We start from the raw sequence: 19,706 nt of genomic DNA on the forward strand, positions 1-19,706 counted from the left end.
CCTGCTGGCGCTTGGAGACCCTGTTAACCATCCAGCCGCTGCACATTGAACAGGCGGGCGTAGCTGCCCTCCACCGCCATCAGCTGTTCATGGGTTCCGCGTTCAGTAACGGCCCCGTTCTCCAGCACAACAATCTGATCGGCATAGGTTATGGTAGACAGTCTGTGCGCCACAATCAGTGTGGTCCGTTCTGAGGAGAGGGCCTGCAGCGACTGCTGAATCAGATGCTCTGATTCAAGATCCAGCGCCGAGGTGGCTTCGTCCAGAATCAGCACTTTGGGGTCCTTCAGGAATACCCGCGCTATCGCCACTCTCTGCTTCTGGCCTCCGGACAGCTTCACTCCGCGCTCTCCCACCTCCGTATCATAGCCTTCCGGCAGCTGCATGATGAAATCATGCGCATTAGCTGACACCGCCGCTGCAATGACCTCCTGCTCCCCTGCCTGCGGATTGCCGAACAGAATATTATCCCGCACGGAGCCGCTGAACAGGAAGTTATCCTGCAGCACCATGCCCACTGCCTTGCGCAGACTCTCCTGGGTCAGCCCTCTGATATCCTGCCCGTCCATCCGCAGGCTGCCTTCACTGATATCGTAGAACCGCGGAATCAGGCTGATCAGCGAGGACTTGCCGCCCCCGCTCATCCCGACAAAAGCCACCGTCTGCCCCGGAGCAATACGCAGATTAATATCGCGCAGCACCCACTCGTTCTCATCGTTATACTTGAACCATACTCCGCTGAATTCAATCTCTCCTGCGGGTGCCAGCAGCGGCTTCGCCCCCGGGGCGTCTACGATATCATAAGGCTCGTTCATCAGCTCCATCACCCGCTCCAGCGAAGCAGAAGCCTGGGTCAGCACAGTCGAGGAATTAATCAGCCGGCGAAGCGGTGCATACATGCGGTCCAGGTATCCGAAGAAGGCTACGAAGGTTCCCAGAGTCAGATTACCCTGGATCACCTGATATCCCCCATATCCAATGACGAGCAGCGGCGCGATATCCGTCAAGGTGTTGATAATCGCGAAGGTAAAAGCGTTCCAGCGCGTTTGCGCCATCGCTTTTTCCAGAAATCGGCCGTTAATGTCCTTGAACTGCTGCTGGTCCACCCGTTCCATGGTGAAGCTGCGGATCACCGCAATCCCCTGAATCCGTTCATGCAGATAGCCCTGAATGACCGCGAGCGCCTGGGACCGGTCCTTGGTGAGCACCTTAAGCCGCTTATAGAGGGTATTCACAGCAATGCCGTACAACGGCAGAATCGCAATCGAGACCAGCGCCAGCACCGGATTCAGGTAGAACATGAACCCGAGTGCAAAGAGCAGGGTGAACATGTCCAGCCAGACATTCATCATTCCGACCTCAACCAGATTCTTCGACTGCTCCACATCGTTAATAAATCTGGAGATCGCCTCGCCCACTTTGGTATTCTGGTAATAACGCAGCGACAGGCGCTGCATATGTCCATACAGCTTATTGCGCATATCGAAGAGGATCTTACTTGTAATCAGCTGGGCAAAATACTGGCGGTAATACTCTACCGGACCTCTGATAATCACGAACAGCACAAATGCGCCGCTGAGCACGATCATCAGCTTGGACACCCGGTCAGCAATGGTTAACGCAGGATTGCCCAGCAGATCATCTACTACATACTTCAAAATCATCGGCAGCGTCAGCGGAATACTGAATTTGATCATCCCGATAATTAATGTGAGCACTATCCATTTCATGTAAGGCCGTACGAAGGTATAATAAGATTTCCATTGTTTCACAGCCTCTTACGCCCTTTCCCGTTAATTGGTTTACCCGGACACTGTTGACATTTGCGCTCCGCAGTGTTTTTATAATTTTATTAGTTACGATCGCAGTACCTGAAATCCAGGAGGATAATGATGCCCAGACAATTTGTGACGGAAGCCGTCATGATGGCGATTTACGGCCAGCTTCTCGCACCGCGGAGCCCTGTAGAATATATAGTGCCTTACACTACTATTATGGAATTGTACGAACTACGGGACAGTGATGAGCCGGTGATGAGCCACGCTGACGATGACCAGCATGTGAAGCTGAGAATCCGCGAGCTGATCAACTATTTCGAGGAACCGCTTAATTCCAAGAAGATCAACCGCTGTCTCAATGTCCCGTGGGCCAAAAGCTCCGGCATTCTGCTCGGCGGACAGGCGCAGATTACCATCATCAATAGCCTCGACAACGCTTCCTACGGGGAAACCTTTGATCCAATCGAGACGGAGCTGCTGCTGGCCTCCCAACGTGAGCAGGTACCGATTCTCACCGACCAATTCGAGCTGATTCAGCGTATCATCGAAGGCGGAGTGCCGGTGCAGGTGTTTGATATTGATGATTTCGAGTTCGCGATGGAAGAAGAAACATTCCGCAGCTCACCCTGAAGCCGCAGCAGCTGATGTTGGCAGAATGCCTATCCGCTATGCGTTCTCACGTAAAATCCCTTGCCACTTGGCAAGGGATTTTGACATCTTTCACCGTAACGGGGCCTGCACCATTCCTCACTTCCGGGTTATTCCTTTACGCCTCCGGCGACCGGCACAGGCTCATACTTATACTCGATATCATCCTCAGCCTCCGAATAGACAATCGACAGGCTATACCCCTCCATGTACCACAGATCCTGCTCTTCCATATAGAAAATTAGGCTTCCCTGCTCAAACTGAACAGCGGGACGGCCCGGCGGTTCTGTAGCGATTCCCAGCGAGAATCCGGGATGCAGCCCGCCCCCTGAGCTATACCGGGGAAACAAACGGACATACGCTCCATTCTGGAGGCTCAGCTCTCTCTTGAACCAGGCGGCAGCTTCCGTGCTAATTAACATGTTCATCTCTCCACTCCTCCCGATTAAGTTTATTTTATCATACAGCTTATTCGCAATTTGTTCAAAATTACATTTGACAATCCTTGAAGGGGGATGATAAACTCGGAACATAACGAATCGTCTTCAAGTTATTACCAAATCAAAGAAAGGGTGAGCGCGGTGTTTACTATTGTTCCAGCATATTTCCTAACTATTGTCGGCAAATCCACACAACTGAATACCGAAGCAGCCCGAGTAATGGATAATTCCTGAGTATCATGCGTGTTACGCGTACCGTATGAATTCAGGCTAAGCAATTCTCTTCCATGTCTCTGTGCTGCGACAAGCACCGTGGACATGATAGTCGTAAATGACAGGCGTATCATCCGTTTTCGGATGGTACGCTTTTTTGCATGCTTTGAGAGAGTTATCCATTGTCCTGAAGCCCCACAATTTCCTTACCAAGCCGGCAAACAACATTCTCAACACGAAAGGAAGGGATTTCCCTTGTTCTCCGTTCTCCGCGATCTCGGCTGGTTCTTCCGCCGGGAAAAAAGGCGCTATGCTATTGGCCTTATACTGCTAATTGTGGTAGGTGTGCTTGAATTGCTGCCTCCCCGTCTCCTCGGTAACGCCATCGACGATATTGTCAGCGGCTCCATTACTGCAGGTTCACTGATGAAATATATTGGCATGATCGTGCTCATGCTGCTGATTATTTACTGGATCACCTACATATGGATGCACAAGCTGTTCGGAGGTTCAAACCTGGTGGAGCGCCTGCTGCGCTCGCGCTTCATGAATCATCTCATGACGATGACACCGGCTTTCTTCGAGCGCAACCGCACCGGTGATCTGATGGCCCGGGCCACCAATGATATCCGTGCGGTATCGGCTACCGTAGGCTTTGGTATGCTGACCCTCGTCGATTCGACAGTCTATCTGACAGTAGTGCTGTTCGCCATGGGGTTCCTGGTCAGCTGGAAGCTGACACTTGCCGCAGTTATCCCGCTTCCGCTGATCGCGATAGCTATGGTCTTCTACGGCAAAGCCATTCACGACCGCTACAGTCTGGCGCAGGATGCTTTCGGTGACATGAACGATCAGGTTCTCGAATCCGTATCCGGTATCCGCGTTATCCGTGCCTATGTGCAGGAACGCCAGGATGAGAAGCGTTTCTCTGATATCACCGAAGATGTATACCGCAAGAATATGGCCGTAGCCCGGGTCGATGCTTTCTTCGAGCCGACGATCCGCTTTTGCGTAGGCCTCAGTTATATTATTGCACTGACCTACGGAATCTATCTGGTCTTCCGCAATCAGATCACACTTGGAGATCTTGTCTCCTTCAATATGTATCTCGGCATGATTGTCTGGCCGATGTTCGCCATCGGCGAGCTGATTAACATTATGCAGCGCGGCGGCGCCTCGCTGGAGCGGATCGATGAGACACTGCATGCCATACCTGATGTGCAGGATGTTCCTCATCCCACCCCGGTAGAACATCCGTCATCTATTGAACTGAAGGATGTGACCTTCCGGTATCCTACCTCAACTATCGACAACCTGAGTGGAGTCAGCCTTTCCTTGTCGCAGGGCCAGACACTCGGTGTGGTTGGACGGACCGGCAGCGGCAAATCGACCCTGCTGAAGCAGCTGCTGCATGAATATCCGACCGGCCAGGGTGAGATATTGATCTCAGGTGTTCCGATCGGGCAGATTGCTCTGGATCAGCTGCACAGCTGGATGGGGTATGTCCCGCAGGAACAGATTCTGTTCTCCAAATCGGTACGCGAGAACATACAGTTCGGCCATTCGGGAGCCAGCGATGAGCTCATTATGCAGGCTATAACGGCTGCAGCATTCCAAAATGATCTCGGCACCTTGTCCGACGGGCTCGACACGATGGTTGGCGAACGCGGTGTCTCCCTGTCCGGAGGACAGAAGCAGCGGGTCTCGATCTCCAGAGCCTTCATCTCTAATCCGGATATTCTGATTCTGGATGATGCATTGTCTGCTGTTGACGCGAGGACAGAAGCCAAGATCATCGAGAACATCCGTGAAGAGCGCAGCGGTAAAACCACGCTCATCTCCACCCACCGCCTCTCGGCTATTGAACACGCCGATCTGATCGTCGTGCTTGACGGAGGACATATTACGGAGCGGGGTACCCACCAGGAGCTGCTTGAATTGAACGGCTGGTACCGTGAGCAGTTCGACCGTCAGCAGGTTGAGAATAACCTGACGAATGAATAACCCAAAAACAAGTTATAACGTGCATCATATCTATTATAATGTTCTGAAATATAGGAGGTGTCACCGTTGACACAGAGTACAGGCAAACGTCTGCTGCAGTACGCACTGACTGCCAAAAAAACATTCATAGCAGCCCTTCTGCTCCTCACCATCGGGGTAGCGGCTGAGCTGGCGGGGCCTTTCATCGCCAAGAGTATGATTGACAATCACCTGCTCGCGATTGAGAAGCCTTATTTCGAGACTGCTTCGCCTGAAGATGCTGCTGAATATAACAACAACTATTACAAGCGCGGTGACCGGTTTGCCGCAGATGAAGTCAAAGGCCAGGAAATCCGCCTGCTTCAGGCTGGCAGAAGCTTCTATTTCATTAATGAAGCTGTAGCCCAGACCGAAGGCGAACGGAGTTTCTCGGACGGGAACCTGCGTATCCAATATGGCGATCAGGCAACGGTCTATCCGGCCGTCAGACTGTCGGCTGATGACCTGTTTTCATTTTACAAACCGGAGTTCCCCGGGATTTATAAACTAGTCGCTCTATACGCCATGTTCCTCGTTATCTCCATAATTGCGGAGTTCGGCAAAACCTACTGGCTGCAATCATCAGCCAACCAGGTCATCCGCAAGCTGCGGACGGACGTGTATGCGCATATCCAGCGCCTCCCGGTGCATTTCTTCGATAATCTGCCTGCAGGCAAGGTGGTGTCCCGGGTCACCAATGATACGGAAGCGGTCAAGGATCTGTTCATTGCTGTATTGTCCAACTTCGCAACAGGGATTATTAATATTACGGGTGTATATGTTGCCCTCTTCCTATTGGACGTGAAGCTGGGTCTTGTCAGCTTGTTCATCGTACCGATTATCATTGTCTGGATTGTGCTCTACCGCAAGATTGCAACGAAATACAATACGATCATCCGCTCACGCCTTAGTGAGATCAATGCCATTATCAATGAATCCATTCAAGGGATGTCCATTATCCGGATCTTCCGCCGCCAGAAGCAGAGTAGTGCGGAATTCGAACAGCTGAATGATGATTATCTGAAATACCAGAACAAAATGCTTAACCTGAATGCCTTCACGTCCCACAACCTGGTGAACTCCCTGCGCAGTCTCTCCTTCGTGCTCGTGCTGTGGTACTTCGGCTTCGGCAGTCTTGACGGTTCAACCTTCGTCTCTCTGGGCGTCCTTTACGCCTTCGTCGATGTACTGGGACGGATGTTCCAGCCGATTACAGGGATGGTCAACCAGCTGGCGAACCTCGACAGCTCGATGGTATCCGCAGGGCGCGTCTTCACCCTGATGGATGAGCCTGGAGAGCCGGTAACCGACGGTTCGATGCCGCGTTATAAAGGTGATGTTGTCTTCAAGGATGTATCCTTCGCCTACAAAAAAGACTTCGTCCTGCGCGATATCTCCTTCGAGGCGCGTCCGGGCGAGACTGTCGCTCTGGTCGGTCATACCGGCTCGGGCAAAAGCTCGATCATCAATCTGCTGTTCCGCTTCTATGATCCGCAAGCCGGAAGCATCACTATTGACGGCCAGGAGGTTAAGGATCTGCCGAAACAGTGGCTGCGCAGCCATATGGGCATTGTGCTGCAGGACCCTTACCTCTTCACCGGAACGATTGCCTCGAATGTCAGTCTCGGGGATGAGCGCATCAGCCGGGAACGTGTAGAGCGTGCCTTGCGTGAAGTAGGGGCTGACAAATTGCTGTCCCATCTGCCGCAAGGCTTCGACGAACCGGTAATTGAGAAAGGCAGCACATTGTCCGCCGGCCAGCGGCAGCTGATCTCCTTCGCCAGAGCGTTATCGTTCGATCCGGCGATCCTGATTCTGGATGAAGCGACCTCCAACATCGATACCGAAACGGAGAGCATCATCCAGCAGGCGCTGGAGGTGCTGAAGAAGGGCCGGACTACATTCATCATTGCCCACCGGCTGTCCACCATCCGCAGCGCAGACCAGATTCTGGTGCTGCACCGGGGTGAGATTGTTGAACGGGGCAGCCATGATGAGCTGATGGCACTTGGCGGACGTTACTTCCGCATGTATCAGCTTCAGCTGGGTGCCGGTGCCGGTAACGGTGCGGAGGCACCGGCCTCAGGCGCTGTCTCCTCTTCTACTTCCGCTGCCGGACTGCGTCCGTCACTGGAGCAGATTTAATCTTTGAGGATCAGCCAGCCTCTCTGCTGTTAACAAGCCCTCCTGATGCTGTAGAAGCTTCAGGGGGGTTCTTTCGCTTGAGTTCAGAACATTTGTTCCGTATAATGGAAAGCAATACATACGGATGGGGTGAAGGACTTGATGACCTATAGTCTGAGCAAGCGGCAAGCCCGGCTGTTCCTGCTGCGTCACCAGCGGCTGGTCACGGGAGGACTGAAGGAGGGCAAGATGAGCATCCACGAGTTCGTCCGCCACGTGGGCTGTATCCAATATGATCCGCTCAGCATCGCCGGACATAATCATGAGCTTGTGCTACAGGCCAGACTCCCGGGATTCCGGCCGGAAATGGCCACGGAGCTGCTCTATAAGGACAGGCTGCTGATTGACGGCTGGGACAAGAATATGTCGATCTACTGCACTGAGGACTGGCCTTATTTCCAGAGGCGCAGAGAAGCCGCCGCCAGGCATCAGGACAATGAAGCCATGGCTGCCATGGTCACCCATGTCCGTGAGGAGCTGAACTCGCGGGGTCCGCTCTCTTCGCTCGATCTGGAGAGCAAAGAGAAGATCGACTGGTCCTGGGCTCCGGCGAGACTATCCCGGGCAGCGATGGAGAGCATGTATTTCTGGGGAGAGCTATCCATTCACCACCGGGTGCATACCCGCCGTTATTATGATTATACGGCTAAGCTGCTGCCGGCCGGACTGCTCAGTGCAAGCGATCCGAATGTAACTATGGATCAGCACTATGACTGGTATGTGCTGCGACGGATCGGCAGCATCGGGCTGCAATGGAACAAATCCGGGGACGGCTGGCTCGGAATCTCCGGCCTGAAGAGCAAGGAGCGGACAGCAGCCGTGCAGCGCCTGCTGCTAAGCGATAAGCTCCGGGAGGTACGGGTCGAGGGCATCAAGCTCCCGCTGTATATGCGGACAATAGATGCTCCCGAGCTGGAAGCGGTACTGCAGCTGGAAGACGCCGCTGATACAGGCACTGGCACACAAGAGATTACATTCGCAGCGGCGCTGGCTCCGCTCGACAACCTGCTGTGGGACAGAGAGCTGATCCGCCAGCTGTTTGGCTTCCATTACCGCTGGGAGGTATACAAGCCGGTGCTTGAGCGGGAATACGGTTACTATGTACTTCCCCTTCTATATGGCGACCGCTTTATCGCCCGGCTTGAACCGGTGATGGATAAGAAGAGCGGAATTCTTACCATTGTCCGCTGGTGGTGGGAAACCGGAGAATCGCTTGTTCCGGGCATGCTTCCCGCGCTCGTCAAGGCTCTTACTTCACTTGCCCGATCAACCGGAGCATCCGGTATCCGGTTTGCGCCGGAAACTGTCCAGTCCTGCGGGCTGCAGGAGCTGGAATCCGCGCTGTCCTCTCCACAATAACATCACAACGTAAAGAGACTCCTCTTATCCGCAGGGTTTATCTGCGTAAAGAGTGAGTCTCTTTGGTATGAACTGATAGAATGGCGTTACTTGATATGCTCTTCTTCAAGCCCCAGCTTGCTATACATCTCTGTACAATAGCCCTGCAGCTTAATCTCCAGTCTGCTTGCCTTGTTCTTAAACCGCTTCAATTCGCGGATCATATGGGCCCGTCCCGCCGGAGTGAACGTCTCCTGAATCCGTTCCTTGAAATAATCATGGACAATGTGGTTGCGTTCTTTCCATACTGCCTGAAGCTGGCTCGTTTCTTCCTCCGAGAATGGAAAGTGATGCTGGATTTCTTTGATGAGCTGGCCGAGTGAATTGCTAAGCTTGCGTTGATACAATTCTGATATCTCTGCATCGGTTGGCGTTTTGCCCTGTGACAGCTTGGTCAGCAGCAGCAGATTGGTCAATTGCTGCTCCAGCGCCTGGCAATAATAAACGGCCAGCCCGAAATAAGCAAATAGCTCTTTGGATTGTTCACTCTCCGGTACTTGTGTATCCTTCATCTTTCCTCCCGTTCCTGATCTGTTTATTTGAGCTGTATAGATTGAAACTTTATTTCTATTTTGGAATGACCGTTACTGCAGAGAATATTTGGACTTCCTGCCGCTGTTGTCTACAGATTTCTCGAATTTAACCGCTGTACGCGGTGGAAATCCGTAGACAAAGGCGGACGCTATCGCTCCTACAGTTCCAAATATCTCCTCCGTCACTTTTTCCAAACTGTAAATCTTCAAGTTCAAAGGATACAGCTCATGTTATTTTGTTATAGTCCATGCGGCCGGAGCGGTAAATGTAGAATCCGGTCAGCAATATTATGTATACCAGTGCGTGGGCATAGGCGCCAAGCAGGGTCGGCACCGGCAGCGTATCCGCATTCATCATTGCATCCATCACCGGAAATACGGGCGGCAGCAGCACCGGGACAACGGGTCCGGGCACCAGCTCAGCAACCTTGCTGGCGCTGATGGACAAAATGATGGTGATCAGCATCAAGCCGGCGGCGTAGCTGGTTCTGGACACCCACGAGGACTGCAGGTACAGGGAGACCGCAATACCCAACATCCCAAGTAGAGCATGTCCGGTAAAAGCAAGCAGGATCCGGTCCAGCCCGGCCGGTTCATTGAAACTCCCGGTCAACACCGGATAGATGACAATGAAGAGGTCCAGCAGCAGGGTGAGCAGACCCAATGTAAGTATACCGCCGATACTGTAGCGGCGGGCACTGCGGAGCTGGACGATAACCACCTGCTTCTGTACCGCATGCTCATGATTCAGAAAGCTTAACCCCAGCCAGCAGCAGGCTACAAATAGAAAGACTGCCGTAGCGGAGTAGCTGTTCATTACAGGATTAGGCTTATAGGAATACAAAATTAACACGGCTATAATAATGCCGGCAACCGGACCGAAATACCGCTGGGAGACACTGTAGCTGCGCAAAAAATATCCGATGAGAGCCTTCACCCGCGTCCACTCCCGTTCTCTTCCTTCGGGTCCATCCACTCTGTTATACCGCTTAAGCCCCCGAGACGTTCAACCGAAACAATTGAACCTCCTGCGGCAAGAATCTGCTGCAGGCAAGTATCCGACATCTTCTGCTCTACAGTCAATCCTGTACAGGCTGCACCTGCAGAATCCGGCACTTGCAGCATATGGAGCACACCAGGCAACGCCATTACCGCTTGTTGTTCCACTGGCGGAAGGTCTGTGTAGACGATATGTACTGACGGCACCGTCCGCAGGTTCTCTGCTCCATGGATTGTCCGGATAATCCGCCCTTCCTGCAGCACATACACGGCATCCGCCAGAGCTTCTACGGTCTGGGGCTCGTGCACGGAGAAGACCAGTGCCGTCCCTTCCGACTTCAGCTCCTGCAGCAGTTCGGTCAGCGTATGCTGCGCCGGAAGATCCAGCCCGGACATAGGCTCGTCCAGCAGCAGAAGCTGCGGACGGATCAGCAGGCTCTGGATCAGATTGACCTTCTGCAGCATGCCCTTGGAGAAGCCTGCCAAAGGGTGGCTGCGGGACGCTCCCAGCTTAAAGATATCCAGAAGTTCGCTCACCCGCGATACCGCTGCCGCCCGGGAGAGCCCGGCAATACAGCCCATGTCGTGCAGATAATCTTCTGCTGTTAATTTCAGTCCCGGAAACGCTTCGGGCGCATAACCCGTAGTCAGCCCTTGACGGCCGTATGTAAGTTCACCGGAGGACAGCCTCAGCAGTCCCGCGAGAATGGAGAGCAGTGTACTCTTGCCGGAGCCGTTCCGGCCGATGAGCGCCGTGGCCGTGCCAGGGCGGACAATCATTGATATTTCATGAAGAACCGGGCGGCCTCCATACCGCTTGGCTCCCCGGGTGAGTGTAATAAGCGGCGGTGCATCCGCCGCATCTTCCGGCCTATTAATTCTGTCTGTACTCTGAAGGAACATCCGCTTAAAGCCTCCATCAATTTACTTTAGGACACAGGCCGCATGGAATCACAGCCAAAGTTCTCTATTTACTACATTCGCCGGAAGTCTCCTTTTCTCCTGTTGGATTTCGCAGATTACTGAATATCGGATACAAAAAAGCCAGACAGGTGCAGAATGATTCCCGCACCTGTCTGGCCCCTGCTTTTATATAAGGAAGTGCTTAAATCTGTATTATGCGTATACCTCAACAGCTCCGCTTACCAGTCTGCAGGCCATTGCCGCACTGCGGCAGGCATCGATGCATTTCTGGCAGTGTATATGCTCATGTCTGCTGCTCGCATCCGCACAGCGCTCACAGATATCAGCACATAACCGGAGAATCTCCACCACGAACGGGCTCTGCCGGGTCATTGCCTGGATTGCGAAAGAACACATGTCAGCACATTCGCGGTCAAGCTGGATAGTCTCCCTTAGTGCTGCCAAATCATATTCTTTCAGGCTTGAGACATAGCTATAGTTACAGGCATCCATACATTTCATACAAGCATCAATGCATTCCTGATATTGAATTCGGGTCATAGCCTTAAACCTCCTGCAATTATTATAGGGTATGCCTATGTATTAACCTGCAAGAAAAGGAACGAACCAATCCCCCGGCTTCAGGGGAAGGTATTACAGGCTTCTTTTGACGGCAGCCGGTCTTGCCAGCAGACGTTTCTCCAACCGCAGAAGTTCCGTGCGCAGTTCGCTGGAGGAGAAATGTTCACCGATAAATACGGCAACATCAGGCACTTCGCCCTGGGGGGTGATTTTCATGAAATCCGCTTCCCGGTATGCATACTGAAACAGAAACCGGCTGGAGGTATCGTTAAAGGATACAATTCCCTTAGCCCGGTACACATCACGCGGCAAGTCCTTAACAAACCGTTCGAAGGCCTCGCTGTTCACGGAATTCTTGAAATAATGCGTGTACGCCATCACATGATCATGCGAGGCATGCATCTGCCTGGCATCTCCATCCTGTTCACTATGCTCATTCTCTTCTGTTACACCACGTTCTTCCGAATAGACTCCACCGATATTGCCGAGCAGGGCATCCGGCTCCAGCTCACAGCGTACAGCGGGCATTATCTCTGCATACGCATTCCATTTGCGCAGCACAACCATGATCTCTTCAGCCTCTTCAGCACTGATCCGGTCTGTCTTATTCAGAATAAGCACGGATGCGCAGCGGATCTGCTCCTGCATGAGGCGGTAGGTAGCCCCCTGCTGGGAACGGTACAGCTCCAGGAGATGGGCGGCATCGACCACAGTAATCAGGCCTTTAAGCTCCACCTGCTGATACAGTGAGGTTTCAGTAACCGCATCGACAATCTCCAGCGGATTAGCTGCGCCTGTCGCTTCAATGACGACTACATCCGGTGATTCTTTTTTGACCAGAGTGGTCAGTTCTGTACTTAAATCTCCCCTGCTTGTGCAGCAGATACACCCGCCCAGCATCTCGGCCATCGGCACAGACTGCTCTACCAGCAGACCATCCAGATTAACCTCGCCAAGCTCGTTCATGATGACCGCCGGCCGGAGCCCTTGCGTCTTCCAGTGCTCCAGCAGCCGCTGCAGTAATGTAGTCTTGCCGCTGCCGAGAAATCCCGACAATATATAAACTGGTAATGACTGTTCCAAGTTCAATCGCTCCCCGCAAAAATCAGTTATGGTAGCGAGTGTACTACAATGACCGCCTCTGTGCAAGACACAGGCCCCCTCCGGCGCTTCTGCCTGTCCGGCACGAACTTGTCTTTGCTTCCTTCATCCCCTATCATGGGGGTTATAAAGCGTTCATTACAGACAAAAGGAGCTGGTTCGCATGACATCCGTAGAAGAACACCGGCGTGAAGCCCCCGATTCAGTAGCTTGTTATATCATTACGGTCTCGGACACCCGGACCCTGGAGACGGACACCGGCGGGCCGCTGATCCAGAATATGCTGGAGGAAGCGGGCTACACTGTTACCGGCCGCACGATCGTCAAGGATGATTATGAGGATATCCGTGAACTGGTCTACAAAAGCTCCGTCCATTCCGGCATTGAAGCCGTACTGCTGACTGGAGGGACAGGCATTTCACCCCGCGATACGACTTATGAGGCGGTTGCTTCACTGCTTGACAAATCGCTTCCGGGTTTCGGGGAGATTTTCCGGCTGCTTAGCTTCACGGAAGATATCGGCTCTGCCGCCATGCTTAGCCGGGCTATTGCCGGCACGATCGGCAGTACGGCAGTATTCTCGATGCCCGGCTCCACCGGTGCAATCAAGCTTGCCATGGAGCGGCTGATTCTTCCCGAACTGCGCCATGTGATGCGCGAGATCTACAAGCGTTCCTGATCTAGGGTACAGGATAGTCATACACCCAATTTCCGGTAATATGGACAAATGAACAAGCAGGCCCCTGTACTACGCGTATACTGGCATAAGTCCAATCGCGAAAGAGCTGAATGTAATGAGAAATTGTCCAAAATGCCCTGTTCAAACGGTTACAGACCCTACAGAGGTCGTATATGAAGATTACTATCACCCCCAGGTAGTCCAGGTAGTCCACCATGTTGAAGTGGTCCGGCGCCATGTGTTCCGGTCCCGCAGCATATCTACACTTATTCCGTCCGGGATGAAATGTGCGGTATTTCCGGAATTAGCACGGCAGAAGAAGATAGAACTCCCTCCCCGCTTATACTTTACCGTTAACAGCAGAAGGCAGACCTGCCAACCGCGTCTCTAATGAGGCGCGCGCTGGCAGGTTTGCCTTTTTTGAGCTGCCCTCAAATGACATTGACAACTTCTGGAGTTGTAATTATACTATTGAACACTTTACGCGAAAGTGGTTTTTGATTAACCATATGGTTAACCGGAAAGGAAAGAGATGAGCTCACTCCAACGATTGCAACGCAAGATCAAAACCGTTGTCTGCCCCTATCACGAAATGCTGTGCAGCCTGCATGTGCTCCATCAGCCGGAACATCACCCCAAACGCCTGCACTGGGCTAAGGAACTGTTAAGCAGAATGTCCCCTTCCCTTGTGGAGGGAATACAGGCGATCGGGAGGCTGTCCGACAGCTGGACGGGCCTCACGCTTATGGACCGCCTTGGCTCTTTCTCCTCCAGCCAGGAAGGCATCCGGGTGCTTAAGGCGCTGCCGGACACTGAGCTTATTCATGTGATGCTGAACGGCAGGATATCACTGGGTACGATTCTGGAATGGCAGCATGGACTGCCGCCGGGGCACGGCAAACCTGTAACTCCGCCGGATGAACCTGCCCGCTACCTGCTGCAGCATCTGGAGTCTGTACGCAACCTGCTGATCACCACCCTGGAGGATTACGAACAGGAATACTTCCGCAAGGAGTGGGAGTATATTCAGCCTTGGATCCATACCGCAGCGGCACAGTTTCAGGAAGCAGCCTCACGCTCTGCGGAGAAAGCGCTGAATTCGCTGCATCCCCGGCTGCAGGCCGCCGATGGGACCATTACTGCACAGAAAGCGTTCACCTATCATTTTGAATATGAACAATTGAAGCAGATCTTTGTGCTATCCTCCACCTTCATTTTCCCCCATCTGCTGATCGATTGGACCGGGGACAAGGGAAGGCTTATGCTGCCGCTTGCTGTTGATATTCCCGGGCTGGCCTTCAATGAAGCGCCGCCGGAAGATCTGCTGCGCCAGTTCAGGGGGCTCGGCGATGCAACGCGCCTGCGCATGCTTAAGCTGCTCTGGCAGGCTCCGCACTGCACGAAGCAGCTCGCTCCGGTGCTTGGCATCTCGGAGGCTGCCGTATCGAAGCAGCTTAAGCTGCTCAGCGAAGCCGGACTCGTCACTTCGGAGCGCAAGGGAAATTATTTGTTTTACTCCAGCAGCAAGGAGGCGTTTGACAGCCTGATTGTTCTTCAGCGGCAGTATTTTGAACAATGAGTCTGATTCCCGAGTAAGGAGATGTCCGCCCGTGTGGCAAACCGCCATTGCAACCGCTGTAAGAAACCAGAGGTCCAACCTCAGAGCGTTTCCCTGGAATTTCACCCTGGGTCACATTATTGAAGGAGCCTATCTCGTCCTGGTCGCCTATTTCTCGTATGTTTATTTGATTCAAGGGGATTTGGATGACAAATTCGCCCTTTATACCGGAACAAATAACTATCTCGCATTTGCCATCATCGGCGGCACTTTGAATATTTTTTGCGTCAGCATGATGATGAATGTCTCCAGGTCACTAATCACCGAATGGAGGGAAGGCACTCTTGAGGCGCTGCTGCTCTCTCCTTCCAGCAGGAACGGCTATTTCCTCGGAACGGCCGTGCAGCAATTTTACCGCAGCGGGTTAATCCTGGCGGCTGTTCTCGCTTTCGGCATTCTGGCCGGCTTGCGGCTTCCAGCTCCCCATCTGCTGTCTGTGTTGGCCGGAGCCTTCCTCTTTATCCTGTCTACCTATGCAATGGCACTGGTGATGGGCAGTGTGATGCTGCTTACACGTGATACATACATCGTGCAGAATACGTTGTTCACCGTAATGACCCTGCTCTGCGGCTTCCAGTTCCCGCGCCAGTATCTGCCAAGATTCCTGCAGATGGCGGCGGAGGTCTTCCCGCTTACCACTTCGCTCCAGCTACTGCGCGGTGCACTGCTGACCGGGGAGACGGTATCTTTGACGGACCTCCTGCCTGCACTGCTGCTTAGTCTGGTCTATATTACTGTAGGGTTATGGTGCATCTCCAGGGTGGAACGACGTTTATTCGAGCAATTCTAAATAAGGGAGGCTGATGTCCAAGTGATCCGCATGAATGAGGTTACCAAAATCTATCAGACCAAAAACAGGCTTGGCCTGTTCCGCTCTGAAATTAAGCTTCATACCGCTGTCAAGGCACTGTCGCTAACCATTGAACCGGGTGAGGTTGTCGGACTGCTCGGCCTGAACGGAGCAGGCAAAACCACAACCATCCGCATGCTCTCCACCTTGCTCGATCCGACTTCGGGGAGTATAGAGGTGGATGGCCTCTCTATGGATGATAATCGGAAAGCTATCCAATCGAAGGTGAACATGATTCCCGGCGGTGAACGGATGCTGTACTGGCGGCTAACCGGCAGGGAGAACCTGGAGTATTTCGGCAGGCTGTATGGACTCAGCAGCCTGGCAATCCGCCGGGAAAGCAGCAGGCTGCTGGAGGAGGTCGGACTGGCTGAAGCGGCTGACCAGCCGGTCGAGCAGTACTCCAAAGGGATGAAGCAGCGGCTGCAGATTGCCCGCGGATTAATCAATGATCCGGCTTACTTATTCTTAGATGAACCTACACTGGGGCTGGATGCACCCATTGCACGGCAGCTGCGCGGAACGGTACGGAAGCTCTCCAAGGAACAAGGCAAAGGCATTCTGCTGACCAGCCATTATCTGCAGGAGGTTGAAGAGCTGTGTGACCGGGTGTATATCCTGCGCCGCGGCGAGCTGCTGCTCTGCGACAAACCGGAGGCTATCGTCTCGCAGATTGCCGGTTCGCAGACCGCGCATCTGGATGTAAGCGGATGGGACGAGTGCCTCCGGCCGTTGCTGCTTGCTCATCTGGGAGCACTGGGTCATCCGGCGAAGCTAGCGGGCGGGCAACACGCTGCCGGACTAATCTCTTCCAGCCCGGAAGAAGCCTATCGAATTTCTGTACAAACTCCCCAAGCGGACAGGCTCATTACAGAGCTGCTTCCCTGGGTGAGTGATCACGGTCTGCACATCCACAGCTTTTCCTGCGAAAAGCCCACCTTGGAGGATGCTATTATACTCCTCTCCGAAGAGCGGGCCTCATGAGACCCGGCGGCCTATGGATGACAATTGCCGCTGAACTTAAGAAGCAGCACAGAAACCGCCGGAAGGGACGGGCTACCTTCTTCTCCCTGCTCTTCTGGCCTATCATCAGCTTCTTGACCTCTTATTACACGATGAAGCCCTACCGGACCGGGGAAGGCTCTGTGTTATCACGGGTCATCCCGGACGAACGTATCCCGTTGTTTTTGCTGAGCGGCTACTTAGTATTCCAGCTGTTCTGGACGGTGGTGGAAGCGGCCTGGATTTTTGAGCAGGAACGCAAGGACGGTACTGTTGAGACCGTCTTCCTCACTCCGGCATCCAAAATAGCCTTCCTGTATGGACGCTCCCTCTATTCCTTATTGCATGGAATATGGATGTTCGCGGCCTTCTCCATTCTGACTTTTGTGTTTGTTTCAGATACCGCTTCAGTTAATTGGACGGCGCTAACCGTTGCTCTGCTGCTGATTATAATTGCCGCTATCATCTGGGGGGCAATGCTGAGCGCGGTGTCGCTGTTCTCCCGGGAATCCTCATTTCTCTATTATATTTTTCAGACTCCTATGGAGCTGTTCGGGGGAGTCCGTATTCCTCCAGCCGTCTTCCCGGCCTGGGCAACGGGGCTGTCCGCCCTGTTCCCCGTGACATACAGTCTGATCCTTGTACGCGGAGCATTGTACGGCACTACCGGTCGGACCTGGTGGCTGGCGCTGACCGTTCTGGTGGCGGGCAGTCTTCTGCTTGCCGGATGCACCCGGTATATCCTGTACCGCGCTGAGCGCCATGCCCGCCTGAAGGGTAACTGGAGCATGTTCTAGACAAGATCCCCCCGCAAAGGTGGACTTTAACTTCGAGGATGATCCAGGAACTTTACGGGGATCCCCAAACATAATAAGTCTTCACTTTCCGGTAGAAACGGCTACGCGTCCTTAAGAGGGTAGCCGTTTTCACCGAGTAATATAAGGAATCGGCTTCTGAGGAGGAATGAGATTCCGCTACTTGGCCAAATCTGCAGGAATTTGGGATCATCCTGACTGAGATTCCCTTAAGCGTCTTGAAATGCCTCATTTCAAGCTCTTTAGAACAAGTTAAAGGATTCTCAGTCCGCTTCAACATCTAAGACCTTACAGGGAAATCGGACGGGAATCCGAATATTGACCTGAGCCATAGCTCGATAACCGCCTTTTGACCAAATTCAACATAGCCATTTCAAAAAACTGAGCCCTGACCGAATGGTTATCACGCAATGAATCCAGCAGTGTAGGTATGTATTCTCCGCCCCTCAGCGTATTGGTGGAATCGCTTTTGGGAGCACAGCCGAATTGCATGACCTTGTAGCCTGCCACCCAACAGCGCAGTACTGATATTGGAAGTGATTGTCGACTTGCCGATTCCTCCTTTGCCGTAAATTGCGATCTGCTTCAACTTCTTAGTCATGTCCGACACTCCTTTGATGTAATATGCAATAATTCACTGCAGAATAGCACCCCTGCCTGAGCGGAGAAAATGCTCCAGACGCTTCAGCGCCTGTTCAATCGGAGCCTCGACCGCCATAGCCTGAATTCCCCGCTCGTAGAGCAGCGCTCTCGCTCCCGGTCCAATGTGGCTGACCAGGACAAACTGCAGTCTGCAAGGAGGGCGGCGGTATTCTGCATCGAATGCGTGTCATGGCCTGCTGCTTCCGCTTGCCGGTCATAACTCCGGTCCTCTATAATGCTGTAACTTCCCTCCGGCTCCATCCTATAGATCAGGAACCGGTCACATCGCCCAAAATGCTGATTGATGTGGATGCGTCCACACTTCCGATAGCAATCTTCCACGTCACTCCCATCTCCTCCTATTCTGCGATACACAAAGAGGCCAAACCGCTCACCTCCCAGGTGTATGGTTTGACCTCCGGATTGTGGTCCAGTCGGCCCAATCTCAGCAGATGCTGCGCTATACTCTTGGTGTATGCTTCCTGCTTAAAGCTGTTATGCAGTCATTGCTTTGTTGTGAACTTGTTCACATAGGTGTATAAAAGAAAAGGCCGGCACCCCACCCGCTTACGGATGTTGAGACCGGCATGCGGTGAACCGCTCGGCTAATTAAACAAATACCAATTGAATTACTTTGTATTAAAATACCTAACCGCTGCCTAAAAATTAATCCCCTGAATGGTGAATATTGTGTGATCTTTTAATGGGCGTGTGTACCCAGGTGCTCCAGAAGTCCGCTAAACAGGTCCTTTACCTTCTTCGAATACTTCCCCTTCTCTTTGCCCATGGAGGTATACACCAGAGAAGTATTATCCTTGTTATAGACCTCTGTTCTCGCCCCGGACGTCTCCGCCAGCTCTATACCGCCGTACCAATCCGTAATCCGGCTCACCCGCTCAGGGCGGCTGGTGAATACATGCAGCGTGATATTCTGCGCGGGCTGGTTGTTGATCAGGTACTGATAGCTTGTATTTCCGCGGTTGTCTTCGGTGAACTTCTCATCGGTCAGCGCAAGCTGTTCAATGGCAAAAGCCCGCCGCATCGCCTTGCGGAACCGGCCGTCCAGCCCTTTTCCCTGCGAGTAAGCCAGCATTGACCCGTCCTGATACGCTTGCATCGTATAGCTTCCCGCTTCCTTCTTGTTCTGCTCCCCGGAGCAGCCTGCGAGCAGTGTGCCTGCAGTCAATACCGCAGCCAGCATACCTGCTAATCGGCGCTTCATAACTATTCCCCCTTCACAAACACTCAGATTCTTCCTGTTGGGTATAGGATGGCTGAGTACGTGAAAAGTATGCAAAG

18 protein-coding genes are annotated in these 19,706 nt (G+C 52.9%); 9 read left to right on the forward strand and 9 right to left on the reverse strand.

The window, feature by feature from the left end; genetic code table 11:
• Positions 1-23 precede the first annotated feature (23 nt).
• Entirely contained in the window at positions 24-1,772 is a 1,749-nt protein-coding gene (locus NSU01_RS19465; RefSeq protein WP_042137935.1) for an ABC transporter ATP-binding protein, read from the reverse strand.
• A gap of 120 nt (positions 1,773-1,892) precedes the next feature.
• Between NSU01_RS19465 and NSU01_RS19470 the strand changes: the two genes are divergently transcribed.
• Positions 1,893-2,408: a hypothetical protein gene (locus NSU01_RS19470; protein WP_039304650.1), complete on the forward strand. Its 516-nt coding sequence runs from the start codon at positions 1,893-1,895 to the stop codon at positions 2,406-2,408.
• Positions 2,409-2,536: 128 nt separating this feature from the next.
• Here NSU01_RS19470 and NSU01_RS19475 read toward each other — a convergent pair whose 3' ends face one another.
• Positions 2,537-2,854 (reverse strand): hypothetical protein, encoded by a 318-nt coding sequence (locus tag NSU01_RS19475; protein ID WP_042137938.1) that lies wholly within the window; start codon positions 2,852-2,854, stop codon positions 2,537-2,539.
• Between the two features lie 480 nt (positions 2,855-3,334).
• Between NSU01_RS19475 and NSU01_RS19480 the strand changes: the two genes are divergently transcribed.
• From NSU01_RS19480 to NSU01_RS19490, 3 genes are all read left to right on the forward strand, one after another.
• Positions 3,335-5,083: an ABC transporter transmembrane domain-containing protein gene (locus NSU01_RS19480; RefSeq protein WP_076242983.1), complete on the forward strand. Its 1,749-nt coding sequence runs from the start codon at positions 3,335-3,337 to the stop codon at positions 5,081-5,083.
• Positions 5,084-5,149: 66 nt separating this feature from the next.
• The gene (locus NSU01_RS19485; RefSeq protein WP_144026004.1) at positions 5,150-7,246 is read left to right on the forward strand and encodes an ABC transporter ATP-binding protein; all 2,097 of its coding nucleotides are present in this window, start codon (positions 5,150-5,152) and stop codon (positions 7,244-7,246) included.
• Between the two features lie 141 nt (positions 7,247-7,387).
• Positions 7,388-8,644, forward strand: coding sequence for a winged helix DNA-binding domain-containing protein (locus NSU01_RS19490; RefSeq protein WP_256703773.1), 1,257 nt, complete (start codon positions 7,388-7,390; stop codon positions 8,642-8,644).
• 86 nt (positions 8,645-8,730) lie between these two features.
• Here the strand turns inward: NSU01_RS19490 and NSU01_RS19495 are convergent, their stop codons facing one another.
• From NSU01_RS19495 to NSU01_RS19515, 5 genes are all read right to left on the reverse strand, one after another.
• Complete coding sequence (locus tag NSU01_RS19495) at positions 8,731-9,195, reverse strand: hypothetical protein (protein WP_042137943.1); 465 nt, start codon at positions 9,193-9,195, stop codon at positions 8,731-8,733.
• Positions 9,196-9,442: 247 nt separating this feature from the next.
• Positions 9,443-10,153: a hypothetical protein gene (locus NSU01_RS19500; protein WP_042137944.1), complete on the reverse strand. Its 711-nt coding sequence runs from the start codon at positions 10,151-10,153 to the stop codon at positions 9,443-9,445.
• On the reverse strand, positions 10,150-11,118 hold the full coding sequence (locus NSU01_RS19505; protein WP_076242980.1) for an ABC transporter ATP-binding protein: 969 nt from the start codon (positions 11,116-11,118) through the stop codon (positions 10,150-10,152). The genes NSU01_RS19500 and NSU01_RS19505 overlap by 4 nt, the downstream gene beginning before the upstream one ends.
• Before the next feature lie 213 nt (positions 11,119-11,331).
• On the reverse strand, positions 11,332-11,679 hold the full coding sequence (locus NSU01_RS19510) for a four-helix bundle copper-binding protein (RefSeq protein WP_039304665.1): 348 nt from the start codon (positions 11,677-11,679) through the stop codon (positions 11,332-11,334).
• Positions 11,680-11,772: 93 nt separating this feature from the next.
• Positions 11,773-12,783, reverse strand: a complete 1,011-nt coding sequence (locus NSU01_RS19515) for a GTP-binding protein (protein WP_076242979.1) — start codon at positions 12,781-12,783, stop codon at positions 11,773-11,775.
• Positions 12,784-12,964: 181 nt separating this feature from the next.
• Between NSU01_RS19515 and NSU01_RS19520 the strand changes: the two genes are divergently transcribed.
• The 5 genes from NSU01_RS19520 to NSU01_RS19540 all read left to right on the forward strand — a co-directional run bounded on the left by NSU01_RS19520 (position 12,965) and on the right by NSU01_RS19540 (position 17,747).
• Positions 12,965-13,480 carry a MogA/MoaB family molybdenum cofactor biosynthesis protein gene (locus NSU01_RS19520; RefSeq protein ID WP_076242978.1) on the forward strand — a complete coding sequence of 172 codons (516 nt, stop codon included), beginning with the start codon at positions 12,965-12,967 and terminating at the stop codon, positions 13,478-13,480.
• A gap of 532 nt (positions 13,481-14,012) precedes the next feature.
• A complete protein-coding gene (locus NSU01_RS19525) occupies positions 14,013-15,059 on the forward strand; it encodes a metalloregulator ArsR/SmtB family transcription factor (RefSeq protein ID WP_083705277.1) in 1,047 nt (348 codons plus the stop codon).
• Positions 15,060-15,090: 31 nt separating this feature from the next.
• Positions 15,091-15,888 carry an ABC transporter permease gene (locus tag NSU01_RS19530; protein ID WP_042137949.1) on the forward strand — a complete coding sequence of 266 codons (798 nt, stop codon included), beginning with the start codon at positions 15,091-15,093 and terminating at the stop codon, positions 15,886-15,888.
• A 30-nt stretch (positions 15,889-15,918) separates the two neighbouring features.
• Entirely contained in the window at positions 15,919-16,932 is a 1,014-nt protein-coding gene (locus NSU01_RS19535; RefSeq protein ID WP_076243174.1) for an ABC transporter ATP-binding protein, read from the forward strand.
• On the forward strand, positions 16,929-17,747 hold the full coding sequence (locus tag NSU01_RS19540) for an ABC transporter permease (protein ID WP_076242976.1): 819 nt from the start codon (positions 16,929-16,931) through the stop codon (positions 17,745-17,747). The genes NSU01_RS19535 and NSU01_RS19540 overlap by 4 nt, the downstream gene beginning before the upstream one ends.
• Before the next feature lie 421 nt (positions 17,748-18,168).
• Here NSU01_RS19540 and NSU01_RS19545 read toward each other — a convergent pair whose 3' ends face one another.
• Together NSU01_RS19545 and NSU01_RS19550 are read right to left on the reverse strand one after the other, a co-directional pair.
• Positions 18,169-18,366: a hypothetical protein gene (locus NSU01_RS19545; RefSeq protein WP_042137953.1), complete on the reverse strand. Its 198-nt coding sequence runs from the start codon at positions 18,364-18,366 to the stop codon at positions 18,169-18,171.
• 741 nt (positions 18,367-19,107) lie between these two features.
• On the reverse strand, positions 19,108-19,629 hold the full coding sequence (locus tag NSU01_RS19550) for a hypothetical protein (RefSeq protein ID WP_042137954.1): 522 nt from the start codon (positions 19,627-19,629) through the stop codon (positions 19,108-19,110).
• Positions 19,630-19,706 lie beyond the last annotated feature (77 nt).

The organism is Paenibacillus sp. FSL H8-0259, assembly GCF_037963255.1.
GTDB classification, from domain to species: Bacteria; Bacillota; Bacilli; order Paenibacillales; family Paenibacillaceae; genus Paenibacillus_AQ; species Paenibacillus_AQ phytohabitans.